The sequence below is a fragment of the Cupriavidus sp. a3 genome, from assembly GCF_051015765.1.
GTDB lineage: Bacteria > Pseudomonadota > Gammaproteobacteria > Burkholderiales > Burkholderiaceae > Cupriavidus > Cupriavidus oxalaticus_A.
In genome coordinates, this window is the sequence record NZ_CP170644.1 from 700,268 (window position 1) to 722,422 (window position 22,155).

Consider the following 22,155-nt stretch of genomic DNA (forward strand, 5'->3'; position numbering starts at 1 on the left):
CCATGCGTCCCAATTTCCTGCTTTCGCTGACGGCCGCCGCCGTCCTGACGTTCAGCCTGGCGGCCTGTTCCGACAAGCCTGAACCCGTTGCCGAGGCGCCCAAGCTGCCGCCCGGCGTGATCCAGCCGGAAGGCAACCTGCAGCAGTCGCTGAAAGTGGCGCCGGTGAGCACCTCCCCGTTCAGCGAGATGCTGCGCGTGGCCGGCCGCATCGACTTCGACGAGCAGCGCGTATCGCGCATCGGCGCCAGCGTGACCGGCCGCGTCACCGACCTGTATGCCACGCTGGGCCAGGAAGTGAAGGCCGGCCAGGTGCTGGCGCGCCTGCACAGCAGCGAGCTGGGCGCGGCGCAGATGTCGTTCCTGAAGAGCGAGGCGCAGCACGAGCTGCAGGTGCGCAACGCCGAGCGCGCGCGCCAGCTGTTTGCCGCCGACGTGATCGGCCGCGGCGAGCTGCAGCGCCGCGAGAGCGAGCTGGCGATCGCCTCCGCCGAGATGCGCGCCTACCGCGACCAGCTGCGCGTGCTGGGCATGTCGCAAGGCTCGATCGCAGAGCTGGCCAGGAACGGCAGCATCAACTCGCATTCGCCGGTGTATTCGAGCATCAGCGGCACCGTGGTCGAGCGCAACGTGGCGCAGGGCCAGGTGGTGCAGCCGGCCGACGCGCTCTACACCGTGGCCGACCTGTCGCGCGTGTGGGTCGTGGCCGAGGTGCCCGAGCAACAGGCCGCGCAGGTAGCCGAAGGGCAGAGCGTTGAGATCGAGGTGCCGTCGCTGGCCAACGGCAAGGGCGGCAACACCATCACCGGCAAGCTGATCTACGTGGGCCGCACGGTCAACCCGCAGTCGCGCACGGTGCTGGTCCGCACCGAGCTCGAGAACCGCGAAGGGCGCCTTAAGCCCGCCATGCTCGCCAGCATGCTGATCGCCGGCAAGCCGCAGGACCAGCTGGTGATTCCCGCGGCCTCGGTGGTGCGTGACGGCAACGACGAGCTGGTCTATGTCGAGATGCCGGGCAACAAGTTCCGCCTGACCAAGGTCAAGCTGGGCGCCGAGAGCGACGGCATGCGCGTGGTGCAGAACGGCGTGAAGGCCGGCGACCGCATCGTGGTCGATGGCGCGTTCCACCTGGACAACGAGCGCAAGCGCATCGAGCAAGGGTAATCGGACATGATGAAATCCCTAGTCGAAGCCGCCATCAAGCAGCGGCTGGTGGTTTGCGTGCTGGCCGTGGTGCTGTTCTTCTTCGGCCTGCGCGCTGCCACCAAGCTGTCGGTGGACGCCTTCCCCGATGTGACCAACGTGCAGGTGCAGATCGCGACCGAAGCCGCGGGCCGCTCGCCCGAGGAAGTCGAGCGCTTTGTCACCGTGCCGGTGGAAATGGCGATGACGGGCCTGCCCGGCCTGGAAGAGATGCGCTCGCTGAACAAGGCGGGCCTGTCGCTGATCACGCTGGTGTTTACCGACGCCACCGACGTGTACTTTGCACGCCAGCTGGTGATGGAGCGCCTGATCGAAGTGGGCGGGCGCATGCCGGAAGGCGTGTCGCCGGTGCTGGGCCCGGTCTCGACCGGCCTGGGCGAGGTCTACCAGTACACGCTGGACCGCGCCGACGACGGCAACGGCGAGCTGACGCAGGAAGAGCTGGCCGAGCGCCGCATTGCCCAGGACTGGGTGGTGCGCCCGCTGCTGCGCTCGATCCCCGGCGTGGCCGAGATCAACTCGCAGGGCGGCTACGTGCGGCAGTACCAGGCGCTGGTCAACCCGGAGCGCATGCGCCATTACGACGTGTCGATCCAGCAGGTCTACCAGGCGCTGGCGCGCAACAACGCCAACTCCGGCGGCGGCGTGCTGCCGCACTACGCCGAGCAGTACCTGATCCGCGGCGTCGGCCTGGCCAAGGGCGTGGAGGACCTCGGCAGCATCGTGCTGAAGGAAGTCAACGGTACGCCGGTCTACCTGCGCGACGTGGCCAACGTCTCCATCGGCCATGAGGTGCGGCAGGGCGCGCTGGTCAAGAACGGCCAGACCGAGGCCGTCGGCGGCATCGTCATGATGATGCGCGGCGGCAATGCCAAGGAAGTGGTCAGCCGCGTGAAGGCACGCGTAGCGGAGATCAATGAACGCGGCATGCTGCCCGGCAAGCTGCAGATCGTGCCGTACTACGACCGCAGCGAACTGGTCGACGCCGCGCTGTGGACGGTGACCAAGGTGCTGCTCGAAGGCGTGGTGCTGGTGGTGATCGTGCTGTTCCTGTTCCTGGGCGACGTGCGTTCGTCGGTGATCGTGCTGGCCACGCTGGTGCTGACGCCATTGCTGACGTTCATGGTGATGAACCACGTGGGGCTGTCGGCCAACCTGATGTCATTAGGGGGCCTGGCAATTGCCATCGGCCTGATGGTCGACGGCTCGGTGGTGGTGGTCGAGAACGCGTTCGAGCGATTGGGGCACAAGGAGCCGGGCCTCACCAAGACCGAGATCCTGGTCAAGGCCGTGCAGGAAGTGGCCACGCCGGTGATCGTCGGCGTGGGCATCATCATCCTGGTGTTCCTGCCGCTGATGACCCTGTCCGGCATGGAAGGCAAGATGTTTGCGCCGCTGGCGTTCACCATCTCGATCGCGCTGGCGATCTCGCTGATCCTGTCGCTGACGCTGTCGCCGGTGCTGTCGTCGTACCTGCTCAAGGGCGGCGCCGAGCATGACACGCGCGTGATTGCATTCATGAAGCGCCACTACCTGCGCATGCTGCACTGGGCGCTGGGCAACAGCCGCAAGACCGTGCTCAGCGCAGTGGGCGCGTTCGTCGCGACGCTGCTGATCGTGCCGCTGCTCGGTACGTCGTTCATTCCGGAGATGAAGGAAGGCTCGATCGTTCCCGCGATCGACCGCGTGCCGAACATCTCGCTGGAAGAGTCGATCAAGCTGGAAAAGGAAGCCAACAGGCTGGTGCTGGGCGTGCCCGGCGTCAAGTCGGTGGTGTCCGGCGTGGGCCGCGGCGAAAGCCCGGCCGACCCGCAGGGCCAGAACGAATCGACCCCGATCGCCAGCCTGAAGGATCGCGACCAGTGGCCCGACGGGTGGACCCAGGACGATATCGCCAACGCCATTCGCGAGAAGCTCAAGGCCATCCCCGGCGTACAGATCGTGATGGCGCAGCCGATCTCGGACCGCGTCGACGAAATGGTCAGCGGCGTGCGTTCGGACGTGGCGGTGAAGGTGTTCGGCGACGACCTCGACAAGCTGCGTGAACTCGCGGGTGAGATCTCGCGCGTGGCAGGGGGCATCCAGGGCTCGCAGGATATCCGTATCGAGCGCGTCTCGGGGCAGCAGTACCTGTCGATCGAGATCGACCGTCAGGCGATTGCGCGCTACGGGCTGAACGTGTCGGACATCCATGACGTGATCGAGATCTCGATCGGCGGCAAGCGCGCCACGGACATCTTCGAAGGCGAACGCCGCTTTGCCGCCGCCGTGCGCCTGCCGGATGACTTCCGCAACAACGTGCAGTCGATCCGGCAGCTGCTGGTGAACGCGCCGGACGGCACGCAGGTGCCGCTGCAGAGCGTGGCCAGGATCGAAGTCAACGACGGCCCGGCGCAGATCAGCCGCGAAATGGCCAAGCGCCGCGTCGTGGTGATGATCAACGTGAAGGATCGCGATCTCGGTGGCTTCGTTGCCGAACTGCAGCAGGCCACTGCGTCCAAGGTCAAGCTGCCGGAGGGCTACTACCTGGAGTGGGGCGGCCAGTTCCAGAACATGGAACGCGCCATGGGCCACCTGAAGATCATCGTGCCGGTGACCATCGCTGCGATCTTCTTCCTGCTGTTCCTGCTGTTCAACTCGCTGCGCTTTGCCACGCTGATCATCACGGTGCTGCCGTTCGCATCGATCGGCGGCATCATCGGGCTGTTCGTCACCGGGGAATACCTGTCGGTGCCGGCGTCGGTGGGCTTTATCGCGCTGTGGGGCATGGCCGTGCTGAACGGGGTGGTGCTGGTGTCGTATATCCGTTCGCTGCGCGATTCGGGCTTGTCGCTTGATGAGGCGGTGGTGCAGGGGGCGACGCAGCGGTTCCGACCGGTGATGATGACTGCGACCATTGCGATGCTGGGGTTGGTGCCGTTCTTGTTCTCTACCGGGCCTGGCTCGGAAGTGCAGCGGCCGCTGGCGGTGGTGGTGATCGGCGGGTTGATTACGTCGACGTTGCTGACGCTGGTGATGGTGCCGACTTTGTATCGGTGGTTTGATGATCGGAAGCCGGATCCTACTAGGGATGTGCCGGTTTAAGGTTTTGTTTGTGTTTAGGTTTAGGTAGTGGGACGCCCTGTGCGCTGGTTGCGTGTGGGGCGTTTTTTTTGGTTATGCTGCGGCTGGCATCTGGCGGTGCTTGATATGCCCTGTTCCGCCCTAAAGGGCGGGTAACTCTTTGTCCGAGCGACAAAGAGTCACCAGAAAGCGCGTTTACGGCCCTGCGGGCGGCCACTCTTATCGTAGTGGGCTGGGGCTTTCGTACGGGGCTGGGCTTCGTTGCAGGGCAGGACTGCCTGACGCCTTGGTGCGCCACGGTGGTTTGGGATTGACTCGGTTGTTGAACGAGCCCAGAGCTGTTGAGTGGCCCCTGCTGCGGGCGGCGTGGTAGGAACGCCTGCGGCTGCGCTGCGCGCGAGTCCTAGTTGGTTTGCTGGGCTTGGCGATATGTTATGCCCTAAACACAAAATTTCTGACAGGCCCCCGAGCCCAGGCCCCTGACCTACGATACTGCCGGCGCGCAGCGCAGCCGCAGGCGTCCCCGCGTTGACGCCAGCAGTAGGGGCCAATCACAGCTCTGGGCTCGTTCAATCACCGCGTCAATCCCGAGCCACCGTGGCGCACCAAGGCGTCAGGCAGTCCTGCCCTGCATCGAAGCCCAGCCCCGTACGAAATCCCACGCATACTACGATAAGAGTGGCCGCCCGCAGGGCCGTAAACGCGTTTTTGGTTACTTTTGCCGCTCGGGCAAAAGTGACTCGCCCCTTTAGGGGCGAAACCAGGGCATATCAAATCCCACCAGATGCCAGCCGCCACGCACAACAAAAACCACCAGACGCCTGCCCCTAAAAACCCAACCCCATCCCCCTCAAGCCAACCTCATCTCCAACTGCCTGGACCACAAATCTATCGTGAAATCCGGCTCCTGGTGATGAATATGCCGATACAGCCCGTGCTGCGCACCAATCGCATCATGCACCGCCTGCGCCGTGATCTGCTGCTCGGCGAACAAATGCCGGAAATGGCAGGCGACAATGACGCCGTCATCGCTCAACGCACCCGCCGCCAGCGCCGCGACCTCGTGCCAGTCGGACTTCGGGAAGTAGTACCCCAATTCTGAAAACACGATCAGGTCAAACGATCCCTCGGGCCAATGCTGCGGCAGCTCACCCGTCAGCACCTGTACGTGGGCAAACTCCGCCACGCGTTGCCGCGCCTGCCCGGCAGCGCTGTCGGCAAGCTCCATTGCCACCAGCGCATCGCAGCGCGGCGCCAGTTCGACGGTAAGATGCCCGCCGCCGCAGCCGGGCTCGAACACGCGTGCGAAGCGTTCGCGCGGCAGCGTGGCCATCAGCAGCGCGCGCTTGCGTGCCTCGTACCAGCGCGTGCCGATGCCCCAGGGGTCGTCCTGCCGGCCGTACAGCCGGCTGAAGTATTCGCGATCGACCGGCATGATCAGTAGCCGTAGTAAGGCTGTTGCCGGTAGTAGCCGGACGGCTGCGGGCCGCACGGCACGTACGCGCGGTCGTAGTCGCTGTAGCAATAGCCCGGTGGCACCGCCGGCGCCGCGTACGAGACCGGCGCGGGGGCATAGGTGACCGGCGGCGCCACCGCCACCGGTGCGGCCACTACCGGCGCCGAGGCCAGCGCCGCGCCGAACGCCAGGCCGACCAGCGCGCCGACGGCAAGGACCGCGCCGGCATTCGACCCGCCGCCATGGTGGCGGCCGTGCGCGGACGCGGGGCCGGCGGCTACCAGCGCCACGGCCAGGGCGGCCGCGGCGACGATTCGGGTGGAGGGGCGCATGTCGGACTCCTTGTGATGCAGCTTGTGTTCCTGAATGATGGATGCAAACTGCCCGGCAAGGTGTTTCGCCGCGGAGGCCGACTTGTTAGCTTTGTAACGGGGCTTTTTTCAGGGACCGGTTTTTAACAGGCCGTAATACGGCCCCTGTCACCCACCCTGTCCGGAATCCACCCCGGGGATTTGGGCCAGTCCGCCCGGGCTCGCGCAGGGCGGGCGTACCGATGTCTTGAGCGCGGACCACCGGGCGGAGCGGTCGGCGGACTTACCCCGCCGCGTATGCGCGTTGCGATGCTTCGCCGAACGGCGGCAGGTTTTCCAGCCGCAGCGATTGCGGTTCGGTCAGTGCGATGTCCTCGGCGCGCAGCCGCTTGAGGATCTCGAACAACAGGTCGCTGCGCGTGGCCGCGGCGATGCGCGGGCTGCCGACGTAGCCCGTCACCGACAGCGTGATGCCGTTGGAAGCGAGCTGGCTGAACATGACCGACGGCGCCGGCACGTCCAGGATGGACTCGTTTTCCTTGTAGACATCGAGCAGCAGGTCGCGCAGCTGTTCCGGATCGGTATTGAGCGGGAATGTCAGCTGCAGCGATGCCACGCCCTGCGTGCTGTTGCTCATGGTCACGTTGCGCACGTTCTGCGAGATCAGCTGCGAGTTGGGCACGATCACAGTCGAGCGGTCGCCCAGCTGGATCTCGGTCGCGCGCACATTGATGCGGCGGATGTCGCCCTCCACGCCGGCCAGGCTGACCATGTCGCCTACCTTGACCGGGCGCTCGGTCAGCAGGATCAGGCCCGAGACAAAGTTTTTCACGATCTCCTGCAGGCCAAAGCCGATGCCCACCGACAGCGCGCTGACGATCCACGCCAGGTTGTCCCAGCGCACGCCCAGCAGCGACAGCGTCAGCAGCACCAGCAGCACATAGCCGACATTGCTGAACAGCGTGATCAGCGATGCGCGCAGCCCCGGCTCGCTGCACACCTTGGGCAGCAGTTCCGCATCGAGCCAGCGCCGCACCGAACGCAGCAGCCAGATGCCCACGCCGAGCGCCAGCACCGCATTCAGGATTCGCTCCGGCATGATGTTCAGGCTGCGCAGCTTCTCGCCGCCCAGCACCATCAGCAGGCTGTTGAGCAGGTCCGCCGGCGTGGTGCCGAAGCCGCCGGTCAGCAGCGCCACCACTGCCACCAGCAGCAGCACGCTGGCGCCGATGCCCGACAGGACGGTCGAGGCCTGCTCCAGATGCGAATCGTCCACGCCGAACAGCTGCTTGATGACGCGGCCGCTGGCGTGGTTGGTCGACAGCACGGCCTCGCAGACATCGCGCGTGACCTGCGTCAGCAGGTACAGGCTGCACAGCACGATGTCGAACCAGACCAGCTCATAGGTCAGGAAGCGCGCGAAGCTGATATAGCCGGCCAGCAGCGCGACCATCGACACGATCACCAGCACGGTCACGGCGGCGTGGATCATGCCGGCCAGCGTGGCGCGCGCCTCCGGGCGTTCGCCCGCGGCGGCGAGTTCGTTGCGCACGCGGTTGGCGCGCAGCAGCGCCGCGCCGATGGTCAGCACCACCACCAGCGACACCAGCCCGCGGCCCAGCAGCGTGACCTGCAGGCTGGTGTCGGCGATGCGGTTGATCTGCTCGAGCGTGCCGGCCAGCAGCAACAGGCCAGCCAGCACGGCGGGGAAGGGCTTCATCGCCAGCGCGACCGGATCGGCCAGCGCAGGCAGGCGCCAGCTGGGGTGGCGCGTGCACAGCAGCGCGCGCCCCAGCCCGACGATCAGCGCGCTGGTCATCGTCAGCTTGACCAGCTGCGCGTAGAGCGCCATCACGTCGGGCGGCAATTCATAGTTGCGCGCGAAGGCGTGGTAGACCAGCTGCACCGCGAGACCTGTGGTGCAGACCGTTGCCAGCGTGGTCGCCAGCGCCAGCGCGCTGCGGCGCAGGCGCGTCTCGGGCAGCCGGGTCAGGCAGAACCACGCCAGCGCGCGCTCGGCAAGGCGCCGCCCCAGCGTCCATACCGCCAGCGCGAGCAGCAGCAGGGCCACCGTGGCCGCGCGTTGCGACGGCTGCCACGCCAGCTGCAGCATCGGCTCCACCTGGTCGCGGAAGCCGTCCAGCCGCGCCTGGTCTTCCGGCGGCGGGCTGAACAGCGGCTGCCAGAACTGCGGGTTGAGGATGCTTTCCGAGCGCAGCGCGAGCTGGTCTTTCAGGTGGCCGCGCTCCAGCCGGGCCAGTTGCTCGCTCAGGTTGGCGATGTTCTCCTTGCTCTCGGCAGCCTGCTTGAGATGCGCGTCGAGCTGCGCGCGGCGCGTGTTCAGCTCGGCGCGCTGCTTCATCACCGCGGGAGCTTCCCTGGTGGTGCCGTCGACCGGTGGCGGACCGAGCACGTCGAGCTGTGCCTGCAACTGTTCGCGCTGCGGCTTCAGGGCGGCGCCGAGCTTGTCGGCGTCGGCATCCAGCCGCCGCAGCGTCTCTTGCAGGTCATGCAGCTTGGTATTGCCGTCGGGGTCGGAGGCCTGCTGCTTGACGCTGTCCTGCTCGGTCTGCAGGCGCTTGAGTTCGGCGTTGGCTTCGGCGTGGGTCAGCGCGGGCGCTTGTGCGGCGGCCTCGGCTTCCGATGCGGTCCCTGCGGCATGGACGGCGGGCAGGGTGACCGGCATCAGGTGGCATAGCGCAGCGAGCGCAAGGCCCAGTGCGAGCCGTGAAGCTTTGCTCATGGCGGATTCTCGTCGGATGGTGACGGCTTGCGGCGCTCCGGCGGCGGATGGAAATGGCAAGGCACGGTGCGGGCAGGGCCACATGGCGCTGCATCGCGATTCCGCTGCGGAACGGCCGGGACACCGGCGATGAACACGGGAAGGGATGGCTGCGTACAGTCCATCCGCTTCGGCGAATTTGGGTCAGCCACGAGAAAGGCCTGCGGGCGAAGCCGCAAGCGGGCAATGCGTGGCACGGGTCGTGCTGACCGATCGCGGCGGGACCATTTTCGGAGCCGCCACGGCTCGGGGCATTATACGAAAGCGTTCAGGTCACACGTCCCGCACAGGCGGCGCATGGGGCACCGGCGGGCAGAATTTTGCGCATCGGTGCCGTGCGCGGCCGTGCGTGGCCGTGCGAGGAAACAGCGCGGGCGGCATGTTCGCCACAATCGCATTACCATCACGGCTTTCGCGGGCCGGCAATCGGCTCGCCCGACATTGCAAGGAGCATTCATGGGAGTACCGTCTGCCACGGAAACGGCGCACCTGGCTGGCGCCGCCGGGCCGATCGAGATGCTGGTCGACCGTCCCGCCGGCACGCCGCGTGGGATCGCGGTGGTGTCGCATCCGCACCCGCTGCTGGGCGGCGCGGCCACGCATAAGGTGCCGCACCAGTTGGCCAAGGCGCTGCTGGCGCGCGGCTTCCTGACCGTGCGGCCCAACTTCCGCGGCGTGGCGGGCTCGGGCGGCGAGCACGACCAGGGCCACGGCGAGACCGGCGACATGCTGGCCGTGGTGGCGCAGTTGCGCGACGACCACCCCGGCCTGCCGCTGGCGCTGGCGGGCTTTTCTTTCGGGGCGTTCGTGATGGCGCAGGTGGCCGCCACGCTGGCAGCGCAGGGCGTGCCGGTCCGTCACCTCGTGCTGGCCGGCCTGCCGTATGGCACGGTCAAGGCCCATCGCAGCTATGACACGCCGGCAGTGCCGGCCGATTGCCTGGTGGTGCATGGCGAGCGCGACGAGCGCGCGGAATTGTCGGCGCTGTTCGACTGGGGCCGACCGCAGGCGCTGCCGGTGGTGGTGGTGCCGGGCGCCGATCATTTCTTTACCGGCAAGCTGCCGTTGCTGGTGCGCATCGTCGGCCAGTACCTCGACCGGCCCGCCGGGGATGGACGAAGCGCATGACGTTGTTGCGCATCGTGTAAAAACTGCGTCCCGCGGCGCTGCCGGAGCGCCACGCGGCCAGCACCGGCGCAAGGGCATGTTTTGTGCTACCGATATCAGGCTAGGACGTCAGATCGGAGGCAATCCATGAAAGACTATCCACCGTCGGAAATCCGGGGAACCTGGCGCCACCGCGGCTACGATGAGCCCGACGATACCCGCCAGGCACGCCACTGGCGCAGCGGCGACACTGGCGGCTCGCCGTATGGCTATGGCGAGGCCCGCTATGGCCTCGAGGATGAAGATGACGAGCGCCCCACGCGCCCTTCGCGCTGGGCCGCGCAAGCGGGGTCGCGCCGCATGCCCAAGGGCTACCAGCGCACCGACGCCCGCATTCGCGATGACCTGTGCGAACGGCTCGCGCACGCCGATGACGATGTCTCGGATGTCACCGTCGACGTCGGCTCGGGCATCGTCACGCTGGCCGGCACCGTCCGGGACCGCGACGCCAAGTTCCGCATCGAGCAAATGGCCGAGGATGTGCTCGGCGTCAGTGAAGTGCGCAATAACATCCAGATGGTGCGGCCCGGCAGCAGCGGCGGTAGCGGCGGCAATGGCGAAATCGGCGAGCGTGCCGGCCGCGCAGCGCGTGGCGAGGATCAGGATCAGGGTCAGGGTCAGCAGCGGGTCGGCCAGTCCACCGGCCAGCGCCGGCAGGTCGGTTCCCCGGCCGGCGACGTGCTGTACATCGTGCAAGGCTGGGACGGTCGTTTCCTCGCTAACGAGCGCGGCGAGGCGGTGATGGTGAGGTCGATCGCGCAGGCCGGCCTGTTCGATGATGCCGATGTGGCCCGCGCCGCTGCCGCGGAACACTGCGGACGCGGCTATCGCCTGCTGGCCACGCGCCGCTAGCGCGTTTTGCGCGCGCAAGCCTGTGCGCAAGGGGCACGCCGGTGTTATCGTGAGGGGCCCACGGCAAGCACTGCCGCAACCGGGCCCCATACCATGCATGAAGCCAGCGTTCTCCGGCCGCCGCACGCGGCGGTCGGCCAATCGTTGTCAGCGTTGCCCACGCCTGCGCTGCTGATCGAACTCGATGCCTTTGAAGCCAACCTGGCGCGCATGGCGGAACTTGCCGAACGCGCCGGCGTAGCGCTGCGCCCGCATGCCAAGGCGCACAAGTCCGTGGCGATCGCGCAGCGGCAGGTCGATGCGGGCGCGGTCGGCATCTGCTGCCAGAAGCTGTCCGAGGCGTATCCCTTTGCCGCCGCCGGCATCGGCAGCATCCACCTGAGCAATGAATTCGTCGGCGCCGACAAGGCCGCAATGGCCGCCGAACTGGCGCGCCACACGCGCTTGTCGATCTGCGTGGACGATGCGCGCCAGGTCAGCCAGGTCGGCGCCGCCGCGGCGCGCGCCGGCGTGCGCATTTCGGTGTTGCCGGAGGTGGACGTGGGGCAGGGCCGCTGCGGCGTGGACAGCGACGAGGCCTTGCTGGCGCTGGTCGATGCGATCGGCGCCGAAGCCGCACTGGATTTCGGCGGCCTGCAGGGCTATCACGGCGGCATCCAGCATATCGAGGCCTGGGCGCAGCGGCGCGAAGCCGCGCAGCGCGCGGCCGAAGCCACCGCCGGCTACCTGCGCGCGCTGGAGCGGCGCGGGCTGCGCTGCCCGGTGGTGACCGGCGGCGGCACCGGCACCGCCGAATTCGACCTGGAGAGCGGCGTCTACACCGAGATCCAGCCGGGCTCGTACCTGTTTCTCGACGGCCATTACGGCTCGCTCGAATGGGAGGGCGCGCTGCGGCCGCTGCATTCCCTGTTCGTGGCAGCCACCGTGATGAGCGCGGCGCGCGCCGGCGTGGCGGTGTGCGATGTGGGGCTGAAGTCGGTCGCGGTCGATTCCGGATTGCCGCACGTGTGGCCGCGCGATGCCGATGGCGCGCTGGAGTACGTTGCCGCCAACGACGAGCACGGTGTGCTGACGGTGACCGGCGCCGACAGCCGCGACCTGCTGGGCGAGCGGCTGTGGCTGGTGCCGGGCCATTGCGATCCCACCGCCAACCTGCACGATGCCTATGCCTGCGTGCGCGGCGAGCGCGTGGAAGCGGTTTGGGCCATCGAGGGGCGCGGGCTCAGCCGCTGATTTTGCCTCGTACCCGATCCACCAGGCTTGACCGGCTCCTCGCCGACATTGCCGGCTGCCACGCCTGTGCCTTGCCGCACGAGCCCAGGCCGGTGGTGCAGGCCGGCGCCCATGCGCGCCTGCTGATCGTCGGCCAGGCGCCCGGGCGCCGCGTGCATGAAACCGGCATCCCCTGGAACGATCCTTCCGGCGACCTGCTGCGCACCTGGCTGCAACTGACGCCCGAGCAGTTCTATGACGCCGGCAAGGTGGCGATCGTGCCGATGGGGCTGTGCTATCCGGGCAAGGGCGCCAGCGGCGACCTGCCGCCGCGGCGCGAATGCGCGCCGCTGTGGCATGCGCCGCTGCTGGCGTCCATGCCGGAAATCCGGCTGACGCTGCTGGTCGGCCGCCACGCACAGGCTTACTACCTCGGCAGCCGGGCCGGGGCGACGCTGGCCGATACCGTCGCCGCCTGCGCCGACTACCTGCCAGCATTCTTCCCGCTGCCGCACCCCAGCCCGCGCAACCGCTTCTGGCTGCAACGCCATCCGTGGTTCGACACAGACGTGCTGCCGCGGCTGCGGCGGCAGGTGGCGCTGGCGCTGTCCGGCTGATGCCGCTCAGTGGTCCCTCAGTGATCCCTATGCGGGAAGCGGATGTTGAACTCCGTGAACTCGTGCTCGACGGAACGGCAGCTGATGCCCGCGCCCCAGCTGGTCAGCACGTTCTGGCAGAAGGCCAGCCCGATGCCGGTGCCGCGGTGCGCCGGGTAGGAGAAGAACGGCTGGAACATGCGCGCCAGCACCTGCGGCGGCACCCCGGTCGCGGTGTCGCGGAAGGTGACGTGCACCCCGTCCGGCCGCACCTCGCAGCAGATCCGGATATCGCCCTTGCCGGCGCGCTTGATCGCTTCGAGCGCGTTCTTCAGCAGGTTGGTCACGACCAGCCCGAACAGCTGCGCGTTGCCGAGCACGCGCACCGGGCCGGGCAGGTCGAACGCGACGATGTCGCGGCCCGGCTCGTCGAACGGAAACCGGGCGATGGCATCGCGGATCACGCCGCCCAGCTCGAACAACTCGCGCGTGGCCTGTTCCGGGTTCTTGGAGTTGGACACCAGCAGCTCGATGCTGTTGCTGATATGCGCGATGTCGGACTCCATGCGCGCCACCGCCTGCATCAGCCCCTCGCGGCGTGGCGCATCCTGGTCCAGCGCCGCCGGCAGCCGCGCCTTGAGGCCGCTCGCGCTGACGCTCAGGCTGGTCAGCGGCGTACGTAGCTCATGCGCGACGGTGGCCAGCGCCGCGGCCATGCCGCGCCGCTTCTGCTCGATCAGCAGCTGGCGGTCGAGCTTGATCACCACCAGCACCGAGATCACGAAGCCGATGATCGGCAGCTGCAGCAGCACCGGCTCCCATGGAATCCCGCCCATGGAATTGCCGGCCAGCACGAACAGCGCCACCGCGGCGGCCGCGCCGGACAGCAGCGAGATGGTCGCGAACGCCGTATTGAAGTGATAGAGGATCACCACGGCGATGATGACCGACTCGGCCCAGGCCATCGAGCCGCCGTTTTCCAGGTACAGGAAGATGAAGGCGAACGGCATGCCCACCGTGATCGCAAACAGCGCATAGGGCGGCAGCCAGCGGCGGTGCGAGAACGCCCTGGCAAACAGCAGCGGCACGAACAGCGCGGTGCAGACCAGGCGCAGCCACAGGTTCTCGTAGGGCTGCGGGAACACGTACGACCAGATCAGGTAATAGAGCGGGTGACCGATGACCCCCAGCGCGCCCACCATCTGGATGCGCCGCAGCCGGATGACGCTTTCCTCGTCGAGCAGGATGGCCCGCGCCGCGGTATCGAACACCGCCTGCCAGGCCCGGCGGGCAAGGCTGGCAAGTCCCGGCAGACCGGAACGGCGCTTGCGGCCGCCCGAGTCGGCCAACTCTGCTTCCATCTCCAACGGCTACTCCTCGCGGGAGCTTGCGGCGAGCTCCTCTTTGGGATTGGGGGATTTGCGCCGGCTGCGGCGCGTCGATGACCATTCTTCCAGGCGCACCTCGTCGCGGATACTGGCGAGAACGCTGACCAGCCGGTCGATTTCACCGGCGCTAAGTTTCGCATGCAGGGTAAGTCGCATCAATGCCCGATTCTTGGGGGTTGCCGGCGAACAGAATACCGCGCCGAAGATGCCGCGCTGCTGCAGCGCGTTGCGCAGGACCATCACCTGCGGCTCGGTGCCGGCCTCCAGCCCGATGATCTGCTCGGAGCCGTCGCTGATGTTGTACCCCAGCGCACCGATCGCTTCGCGGGTGGTGCGGGTGATCGCATGCAGCTGTTCGCGCCGCTGGTCCGCCGCGGCGATGAAGTCGATGGCGGCGTCGAACCACGCAACCTCGTGGCGCAGTAGCCCCGAACTGAAAATGGCCGGCCGCGACTCGACCGCGAAGAAGTCCTTGAACGTGCTGGAGCAGGTGACGAAGCCCGCGCGCCCGGCGAAGGCCTTGGCCAGCGACGCGGTGCGGAAATGCACCCGCTCCGACAACCCCAGCGCCGGTACCAGCCCGCCGCCCGATGGCCCATGAGTGCCGAGCGAGTGCGATTCATCGACCACCAGCACCGAACCCGTCGCCTCCGCCACCGCGACGTATTCCTCCAGCGGCGCCACGCTGCCGGTGGTGGAGTACACCGCGTCGACCATGATCACGCCGGGCCCGAAGCGTTCGGCCTGGCGGCGCGCATGGCCCACGTCGTTGTGGCGGATCGGCACGGCCTGCGCGCCGGCGGCGGTGATGCCTTCCCACAGCGAGGCGTGGCCGTTCATGTCGATATAGACCGGCACGCCCGGCCCGGCGATGCATTGCACCAGGCCGACGTTGGCGGCCCAGCCGGACTGCGCGATCAGCCCGTCCTCGGCCTGCATCAGGTTGGCCAGCTTGCGCTCGACGTGCCGTTGCGGCGTCTCGCCGTACTGGAACACGGACGACATCAGCAGCTCGGGCTGCTCGTTCAGCAGCGCGCGCGCCTGCGCCTCCAGCAACGGCCGCTCGCCCAGCAGGCAGAGGTAGTCGTTGCTGCTCAGGTGCAGCGCGTCGGGCCCCGGCTTGCGCCCGTGCAGCAGGTGGTCGCCACCCCAGAGCTTGCCCAGCCTGGCATCGAAATGCTCTGACATGCGTGCTGCGATCCACTGCGGCAGCGGCGGCGTGGTCACGCTGCGGGGGGGGCAGGGAACGGGGTGCGTCGGTTGCGGACGCTGGACGGCGGAGAACATCGGTTTTCCTCTGGTAGGTAGGAGGGATCGAAGGAGATCGCTGGCGGCATGGCCAGAACCCGGGCATCGCAGGCACGTCGGGCTTTCTGCACGTCAGCGATTACTGTGCCAAGTCCTCGGCAACGATTGTGACCGGGCTTCCACCAGTCCAACGCTTGTATGAACGGGAGGGGCCACGCTGCCGTTGCATTGTGGCGCGACCAGCGCTCGCTGGCATGTCGGTATATCGCCGGTTAGTGCCTGGTAAGGCATATATAGGCAGGTGTACCCACAAATGCCACCCTCCGCGCGAGCGGGGACCGCCTAGGGTTTGTCCTGAAGACGAGGCGTAGCGGCTTGTTTTGATTGTGATTTCCGGCGGCGCGAAAGGGGGCGGGGCCCCGCCGGCCCGAACTTTCGCCTTGACCTCCGGTGCTGGCCGCCGATAATAATGCAAACGTTTGCAAAGGAGGAGTGACATGGAAACATCGATCGCGCGGCAGGTATCGCCGGCCCCGCGCCCCACGCTGATAGACGACGAACATTCGGTCACCGGCATCGTCCAGGCCGCGATGGCGGACACCGCCAGCCCACGCCTGCGCTTCGTCATGGATGCGCTGGTCCGCCATCTGCATGGCTTCCTGCGCGAGGCGCGCCTGACCGACGAAGAGTTCGAGTTCGCGCTTGGCTGGCTCGCCAGCCTTGGCCATGCGACGCATGCCACGCACAACGAGGTCGTGCTCGCGGCCGACGTCCTGGGTTTGTCGACCCTGGTGACGGTGATGAACAACAGCACCCGCGACGGCCGCACGCCCGGCGCCTTGCTGGGACCGTTCTACCGCGCCAACGCGCCGCGCTATGCCTGCGGCGACTGCGTGGTGCAGGACGACGCGCCCGGCCTGCCGCTGCTGGTCAGCGGCACCGTGCGCGGCACCGACGGCACGCCGCTGGCGGGCGCGCTGGTCGAGATATGGCAGGCCTCGCCGGTCGGCCTGTACGACAACCAGGACCCGACCCAGCCCGACCGCAACCTGCGCGGCTGCTTCCATGCCGATGCCGACGGCGGCTACCGCTTCCGCACGGTGCGTCCGGCCGGCTATCCGGTGCCGACCGATGGCCCGGTCGGCGCGCTGCTGGCCGCGCAACAGCGCCATCCGTACCGGCCGGCGCATATCCACTTCATCGTCGCCGCGCCGGGATACCGGACGCTGGTGACGCAGGTGTTTGCCGACGAGGCCGACAAGCTGGCCTCGGATGTCACCTTCGGCGTGCACCGGCAACTGGTCGGCACGCTGCAGCTGCACGACCAGGGCAGCAGCCCGTGGGGCGACGTGCCGGCGCCGTTCTACACGCTGGACTTCGACTTCACGCTGGAGCCGGGGCAGCAGACCTTTCCCAAGCCGCCGATCGACTGAACGCCGGCCGATTTCCTTTCACGCAAATTCAACTCCGAACATGAGCGCATCCCCCCTTTCCGGCAAGGTTGCCGTGATCCTCGGCGGCACCGGCAGCATCGGCTTTGCCGCCGGTGAAACGCTGGCCCGCCTCGGCGCGAGCATCGTCCTGACCGGCCGCGACGCCGACAAGGCGGCCAGCGCGGCGGCCGCGCTGCCGGCCGGCAACCATCTTGCCGCCGTCGCGGAAGTTGCCGACAGCGCCTCGCTGCGCGCGCTGGCCGACGAAGTCATCTGCCATTACTGCCGCGCCGACATGCTGGTCAATACCGCCGGCTTTACGCGGGCAATCCCGCACGCCGACCTCGACGCGCTCGACGACGCGCTGATCGACGAACTCTTTGCCATCAACTGGCGCGGCCAGTTCGCCGCGATCCGCGCCTTTGCGCCGCACCTGCGCGCCAGCGGCGACGGGCTGGTGGTCAACGTCGGCTCCATCGCGGGGCGCAACGGGCAGGGCAGCAACGTGGCGTACTGCGCGGCCAAGGCCGGGCTCGACGCCATGGCGATGTCGCTGGGGCGCGCACTGGCGCCGCAGATCCGCGTGCTGAACGTCTCGCCCGGCGTGGTCGACAGCGCCTTCGTGCCCGGCCGCGACAGCAGCTTCAACGAGCGCGCCGCCAGGACGACGCCGCTGCAGCGCATCGGCCAGGCGCAGGACGTGGCCGATGCCATTGCCGCGTGCGCTACCTCGCTGCGCTTTGCCACTGGCACCACCATCGTCGTCGACGGCGGCAGGCAACTCGGCTAGCCCGGCGCCACGCTCCGTTTTTCTCTTGTTCTTCACCAACGTTCGCTCATGCACGCACGCAAGACCATCATCACCTGCGCGGTGACCGGCAATATCGTCACCCCCGAGCAGCATCCCGGCCTGCCGGTCACGCCGGCGCAGATCGCCGACGCCGCGCTCGAAGCCGCCGAAGCCGGCGCTGCCGCGGCCCATATCCACGTGCGCGATCCCGAAACGGGCCGCCCGTCGATGGCGCTCGAATACTACGCCGACGTCATCGACCGCATCCGCGCGCGCAACCGCACGCTGATCATCAACCTCACCACCGGACCCGGCGGCCGCTTCGTGCCGAGCGAGGACGAGCCGCGCGTGGCCGCGCCGGGCACCACGCTGCTGCCTCCGGGCAAGCGCGTCGAGCACATCACCGCGTTGCGCCCCGATGTGTGTTCGCTCGACCTCAACACCATGAATTCCGGGGGCGACGTGGTCATCAACACGCCCGCCAACGTGCGCAAGATGGCCGCCGCGATCCGCGCCGCCGGCGTCATGCCGGAGCTGGAGATCTTCGACTCGGGCGACCTCAACATGGCGCTCGACTTCATCCGCGACGGCGTGCTCGACGGGCCTGGCCTGTGGACCTTCGTGCTGGGCGTCAAATACGGCTTCGCGCCCACGCCCGAAACGATTTTCTATGCGCGCAACATGCTGCCCGCCGGCGCGCACTGGTCCGCCTTCGGCATCGGCCGCGCCGAATTCCCGATCGTGGCGCAGGCATGGCTGGCCGGCGGCCATGTGCGTGTCGGCCTGGAAGACAACATCTACCTGGAGAAGGGCGTGCTGGCCCCCAGCAACGCCGCGCTGGTCGCCAAGGCCCGCGACATCGTGCGCTCGCTCGGCGGCGAGATCGCGTCGCCCGCCGAGGCGCGCCGCACGCTGGGGCTGCGCGAAGCCTGAGCCTTGCCAACCGAATTGCCGATTCCTGAAAGGAAAGAACTTATGAACACGATCCGCGTGAACCAGAAAGCCGCCGATATCGAGGCGCTGCAGCTCGAACTGCTCGGCGTGCCGCGCCCCGATGCCGCGGCGGACCAATGCATCATCGAAGTCGCCAGTGCCGGGGTCAATCCCAGCGACGTGAAGGCGACGCTGGGCCTGATGCCGCATGCGGTGTGGCCGCGCACGCCCGGCCGCGACTATGCCGGCCTGGTGGTCGACGGGCCGGCCGCGCTGCTGGGCCTGCAGGTGTGGGGCAGCGGCGGCGAGCTCGGCATCCGCCGCGACGGTACCCATGGCAAGTACCTGCGCATCCAGGCCAGTGCGGTGCGCGCCAAGCCGGCGTCGGTGTCGCTGCTGGAGGCCGGCGCCGTGGGCGTGCCGTTCATCACTGCCTACGAAGGCTTGCGCCGCGCCGGCATGCCCCAGGCCGGCAGCACCGTGCTGGTCTGTGGCGGCAACGGCAAGGTGGGGCAGGCCACCATCCAGATCGCCACGGCGCTGGGCGCGCGCGTCTTTGCCGTCGAGCGTACGGCCGAGCCTTACCGCGGCCATGCCAGCGGCGCAGTGCGCATGATCGACGCCAGCCGCGAAGCGATCGCAGAAGTGGTGCGCGACGAGACCGGCGGCCATGGCGCCGACATCGTCTACAACACCGTCGGCAGCCCGTACTTCGAGCAAGCCAACCAGGCGATGGCCATCGGCGCAGCGCAGATCTTCATCTCGACCATCGAGAAGCCGGTGCCGTTCGACATCTTCGCCTTCTACCGCGGCCAGCATACATACGTTGGCGTCGATACGCTGGCCCTGGACAGCGGCGCGTGCGCGCAGATCCTGGACCAGCTTGCGCCAATGTTCGCCGCGGGCGCGCTGCGGCCGTTCCCGGTGCTGTCCGATTACACCTATGCGCTGGCCAATGCCAAGGACGCATACCGCGCGGTCCTGCAAGGCGCGACCGAGCGCGTGGTGCTCAAGCCATGAACACGACCCGCTTTGCCCGGGCGCCGGCGTATTTCCCGCCCAACCACGACGGCATGCATTGCCTGCGGCTGCAGGGACACGAGGCCGGCCCGTCCGAGGCACTGTGGCTCGGCGTCTCGGTACTGCTGCCAGGCGGCCATACCGCGCTGGATGCCTCGCCGGTGGAAAAGCACTACGTCGTGCTCGAGGGCGAAGTCTGCGTGCGCACGCCGGACGAGGCCGTCACGCTGGGACAGTACGACTCGGTGCGCCTGGCGCCGGGCGAGGCGCGGCAGGTCTCCAATCCCGGCAACCGGCCCGCCTTGCTGCTGCTGGCGATGCCGTATCCGAAGGCCTGATTTTCTTGTGCCGTGATGCAAACGATTGCAGCCCCGAAATAAACGGCGCTGACCAAAAAGGTGATTACAAAAAGAATGACCACAACCAAAGGGGTAGACCAATGACATCCGTTCCCAAGCGGTGCCGCTTGCTGCTGCTGGCCATGGGCGCGGCCTGCACCGGCCACGCCGGCGCGCAGTCGTCCGTGACGCTGTACGGGCGCCTCAACACCGCGCTGGAGTATTCCTACGCCAATACGGCGACCGACGGCACGCGCCTTGGCGGCGTCGGCCGGCTGACCAACAACCGCTCCGTGTTCGGCATGCGCGGCGAGGAAGGGCTGGGCGGCAGCCTCAAGGCAATCTGGCAGATCGAGAGCAACGTCTCGCTCGACACCGGCCAGGGCCAGATCGCGGGGCGCAATTCGCGCATCGGGCTGCAGGGCAGCGCCGGCACGCTGTTCATGGGGCACTGGCAGACGCCTTATACCGAGGCGACCTCGACCTACGATCCGTATTACCCAACCACGGCGGGGTATATGGCGCTGATCGGCAACGGCTCCACGTCGAGCTCGGACAACGTGCAGGACACCAGCGCGTTCGACCGACGGCAGAAAAACATCATCGTCTACAAGTCGCCGTCGCTGGCGGGCTTCAGCGGCGCCGCCGCGTGGGGCATCAACGAGGAAAAGACCACGGTGCCGCGCAACCCGGGGCTGTACTCGTTCTCCGCCGCCTACGACAACGGCCCCCTCAACGTGGTGCTGGCCTATGAAATCCACCAGCATTACCAGACCGCGGGCCGCAACGACGATGCGATGAAGGCGGGCGTTTCCTACAAGTTCCCGACGACCACCGTCGCGCTGCTCTATGAACGGCTGCACTACCGCACCGCCACCGGCGACCTCACGCGCAACGGCTACTACGCGTCGGTGGTGCAGAAGCTGGGGCCGGGCAGCGTGCGGGTCGGCTTTGGCCTGGCCAGCAACGGCGCCGGCAACGCCACCGAGACCGTCGGCTTCTTCCGCAGCGGCGCGGAGACGGGCGCGACGCAGGTCACGGTGGGCTACGACTATCCGTTGTCCAAGCGCACGGCGCTGTTTGCGTACTACAGTCGCATCAACAACAAGCGCAACGCGATCTATGACTTTGCCATCAACGAGCTGGGCGTAAGCGCGGGCGCCGACCCGCAGACCGTCGCGCTCGGCATGCGGCATTTCTTCTGAGGCGCGGCACACGCGTCCCGACTAGCAGTGAGGAGACAAGGAATGATTCGATCCATCCAGGGCGCCGTGCTGGCGCTGACTTCGACGCTGATGCTGGCGGCCGCCCCCGCCGCCAGTGCACAGCCCCAGTACCCCAGCAAGCCGATCCGGCTGGTGGTGCCGTTCTCGGCCGGCAGCGCCACCGATATCCTGGCGCGCATCCTCGGCAGCAAGATGGCCGAGGGCGGCAGCTACCAGGTGATCGTCGACAACCGGCCCGGCGCGGGCGGGACTGTCGGCGCGACCGGCGTGGCCAAGGCGGCGCCGGACGGCTACACGCTGATCCTGGTGTCGGTCGGGCATGCGATCAACGCCACGCTGTATCCCAGGCTCGGCTATGACACGGTGAAGGACTTCGCGCCGGTCTCGCTGGTGGCCAGCGTGCCCAACGTGCTGGTGGTCAATGCGGCCAGCAAGTACAAGTCGGTGCGCGACGTGGTGGCGGCGGCCAAGGCCACGCCGGGCGCGCTGAACTTTGACTCGGCTGGCTCCGGCAGCTCCACGCACCTGAGCGGCGAGATGTTCAAGATGCAGGCCGGCATCGACATCACGCATATCCCGTACAAGGGCACCGGCGAAGCGCTTACCGACGTCATGGCCGGCCGCGGCGACATGATGTTCGCGCCCTCCGTCTCGGCGATGCCGTTCGTCAGGCAAGGCAAGCTGCGCGCGCTGGCGGTGACCACGGCCAGGCGGGCCAGCGCGCTGCCGGATATCCCGACCGTAGCGGAGTCGGGCTTGCCGGCCTATGCCTTCGATTCGTGGTTCGGCATCCTCGCCCCGGCCGGCACGCCGCGCGAGATCGTCGATGCCCTCAACGCCGAGATCGGCAAGGCGCTGTCATCCCCCGACGTGCGCGAGCGCCTGGCGGCGCAGGGCGCCGAGCCGCGGCGTTCATCGCCGCAGGAGTTTGCCGCGTATATCCAGGCGGAAATCGGCAAGCTGGCGCCGGTGGTGCGGCAGTCAGGGGTCAGGGCTGGGGAGTAAGGGCAGGGCATCGCGATGGCCAGGCTTGCCGATTGTTTGCTCCCCTCTCCCGCTTGCGGGAGAGGGGAGCAAACAAGCCGGATAGAATGGATTGCGGGCAGCGCCGCGACGGCGCCAAGCGAGCGCAGCGACG

General features: G+C 67.9%; 18 protein-coding genes. 13 read left to right on the plus strand and 5 right to left on the minus strand.

Features of this window, described 5'->3' with window-relative positions; genetic code table 11:
- The first annotated feature begins 2 nt into the window (after positions 1–2).
- The gene (locus tag ACAD63_RS25145; RefSeq protein ID WP_133094342.1) at positions 3–1,163 is read left to right on the plus strand and encodes an efflux RND transporter periplasmic adaptor subunit; all 1,161 of its coding nucleotides are present in this window, start codon (positions 3–5) and stop codon (positions 1,161–1,163) included.
- A gap of 6 nt (positions 1,164–1,169) precedes the next feature.
- Entirely contained in the window at positions 1,170–4,286 is a 3,117-nt protein-coding gene (locus ACAD63_RS25150; protein WP_135702943.1) for an efflux RND transporter permease subunit, read from the plus strand.
- 829 nt (positions 4,287–5,115) lie between these two features.
- On the opposite strand, the gene ACAD63_RS25155 is transcribed toward ACAD63_RS25150, so the two are convergent.
- From ACAD63_RS25155 to ACAD63_RS25165, 3 genes are all read right to left on the minus strand, one after another.
- On the minus strand, positions 5,116–5,700 hold the full coding sequence (locus tag ACAD63_RS25155) for a class I SAM-dependent methyltransferase (RefSeq protein ID WP_434034517.1): 585 nt from the start codon (positions 5,698–5,700) through the stop codon (positions 5,116–5,118).
- Positions 5,701–5,702: 2 nt separating this feature from the next.
- Positions 5,703–6,053, minus strand: coding sequence for a mechanosensitive ion channel protein MscS (locus ACAD63_RS25160; RefSeq protein ID WP_133094345.1), 351 nt, complete (start codon positions 6,051–6,053; stop codon positions 5,703–5,705).
- A gap of 262 nt (positions 6,054–6,315) precedes the next feature.
- Positions 6,316–8,775 (minus strand): DUF3772 domain-containing protein, encoded by a 2,460-nt coding sequence (locus tag ACAD63_RS25165; RefSeq protein WP_434034518.1) that lies wholly within the window; start codon positions 8,773–8,775, stop codon positions 6,316–6,318.
- Positions 8,776–9,270: 495 nt separating this feature from the next.
- On the opposite strand from ACAD63_RS25165, the gene ACAD63_RS25170 reads away from it, so the two are divergent.
- The 4 genes from ACAD63_RS25170 (at position 9,271) to ACAD63_RS25185 (ending at position 12,662) form a co-directional block, all read left to right on the plus strand.
- Entirely contained in the window at positions 9,271–9,942 is a 672-nt protein-coding gene (locus tag ACAD63_RS25170) for an alpha/beta hydrolase (RefSeq protein ID WP_434034519.1), read from the plus strand.
- A gap of 126 nt (positions 9,943–10,068) precedes the next feature.
- Positions 10,069–10,833 carry a BON domain-containing protein gene (locus ACAD63_RS25175; RefSeq protein WP_135702941.1) on the plus strand — a complete coding sequence of 255 codons (765 nt, stop codon included), beginning with the start codon at positions 10,069–10,071 and terminating at the stop codon, positions 10,831–10,833.
- A gap of 93 nt (positions 10,834–10,926) precedes the next feature.
- The gene (locus ACAD63_RS25180) at positions 10,927–12,066 is read left to right on the plus strand and encodes a DSD1 family PLP-dependent enzyme (RefSeq protein WP_434034520.1); all 1,140 of its coding nucleotides are present in this window, start codon (positions 10,927–10,929) and stop codon (positions 12,064–12,066) included.
- Positions 12,067–12,068: 2 nt separating this feature from the next.
- Positions 12,069–12,662: a uracil-DNA glycosylase family protein gene (locus tag ACAD63_RS25185; protein WP_135702940.1), complete on the plus strand. Its 594-nt coding sequence runs from the start codon at positions 12,069–12,071 to the stop codon at positions 12,660–12,662.
- Between the two features lie 17 nt (positions 12,663–12,679).
- Here ACAD63_RS25185 and ACAD63_RS25190 read toward each other — a convergent pair whose 3' ends face one another.
- Both ACAD63_RS25190 and cqsA read right to left on the minus strand, forming a co-directional pair.
- On the minus strand, positions 12,680–14,002 hold the full coding sequence (locus ACAD63_RS25190) for a sensor histidine kinase (RefSeq protein ID WP_133094351.1): 1,323 nt from the start codon (positions 14,000–14,002) through the stop codon (positions 12,680–12,682).
- A 9-nt stretch (positions 14,003–14,011) separates the two neighbouring features.
- The gene (cqsA, locus tag ACAD63_RS25195; RefSeq protein ID WP_133094352.1) at positions 14,012–15,316 is read right to left on the minus strand and encodes an alpha-hydroxyketone-type quorum-sensing autoinducer synthase; all 1,305 of its coding nucleotides are present in this window, start codon (positions 15,314–15,316) and stop codon (positions 14,012–14,014) included.
- A 458-nt stretch (positions 15,317–15,774) separates the two neighbouring features.
- Between cqsA and ACAD63_RS25200 the strand changes: the two genes are divergently transcribed.
- The 7 genes from ACAD63_RS25200 (at position 15,775) to ACAD63_RS25230 (ending at position 22,022) form a co-directional block, all read left to right on the plus strand.
- Positions 15,775–16,710 (plus strand): dioxygenase, encoded by a 936-nt coding sequence (locus tag ACAD63_RS25200; RefSeq protein WP_133094353.1) that lies wholly within the window; start codon positions 15,775–15,777, stop codon positions 16,708–16,710.
- 40 nt (positions 16,711–16,750) lie between these two features.
- Positions 16,751–17,500 (plus strand): SDR family NAD(P)-dependent oxidoreductase, encoded by a 750-nt coding sequence (locus ACAD63_RS25205; RefSeq protein WP_434034521.1) that lies wholly within the window; start codon positions 16,751–16,753, stop codon positions 17,498–17,500.
- Between the two features lie 48 nt (positions 17,501–17,548).
- The gene (locus tag ACAD63_RS25210) at positions 17,549–18,433 is read left to right on the plus strand and encodes a 3-keto-5-aminohexanoate cleavage protein (RefSeq protein WP_135702938.1); all 885 of its coding nucleotides are present in this window, start codon (positions 17,549–17,551) and stop codon (positions 18,431–18,433) included.
- A gap of 42 nt (positions 18,434–18,475) precedes the next feature.
- Positions 18,476–19,453 (plus strand): quinone oxidoreductase family protein, encoded by a 978-nt coding sequence (locus ACAD63_RS25215; RefSeq protein WP_195427095.1) that lies wholly within the window; start codon positions 18,476–18,478, stop codon positions 19,451–19,453.
- Positions 19,450–19,791 carry a cupin domain-containing protein gene (locus ACAD63_RS25220; protein WP_133094357.1) on the plus strand — a complete coding sequence of 114 codons (342 nt, stop codon included), beginning with the start codon at positions 19,450–19,452 and terminating at the stop codon, positions 19,789–19,791. Before ACAD63_RS25215 ends, ACAD63_RS25220 begins: the two co-directional genes overlap by 4 nt.
- 101 nt (positions 19,792–19,892) lie before the next feature.
- Entirely contained in the window at positions 19,893–20,996 is a 1,104-nt protein-coding gene (locus ACAD63_RS25225) for a porin (protein ID WP_133094358.1), read from the plus strand.
- Between the two features lie 42 nt (positions 20,997–21,038).
- Positions 21,039–22,022: a tripartite tricarboxylate transporter substrate binding protein gene (locus ACAD63_RS25230; RefSeq protein ID WP_135702937.1), complete on the plus strand. Its 984-nt coding sequence runs from the start codon at positions 21,039–21,041 to the stop codon at positions 22,020–22,022.
- Positions 22,023–22,155: the final 133 nt, after the last annotated feature.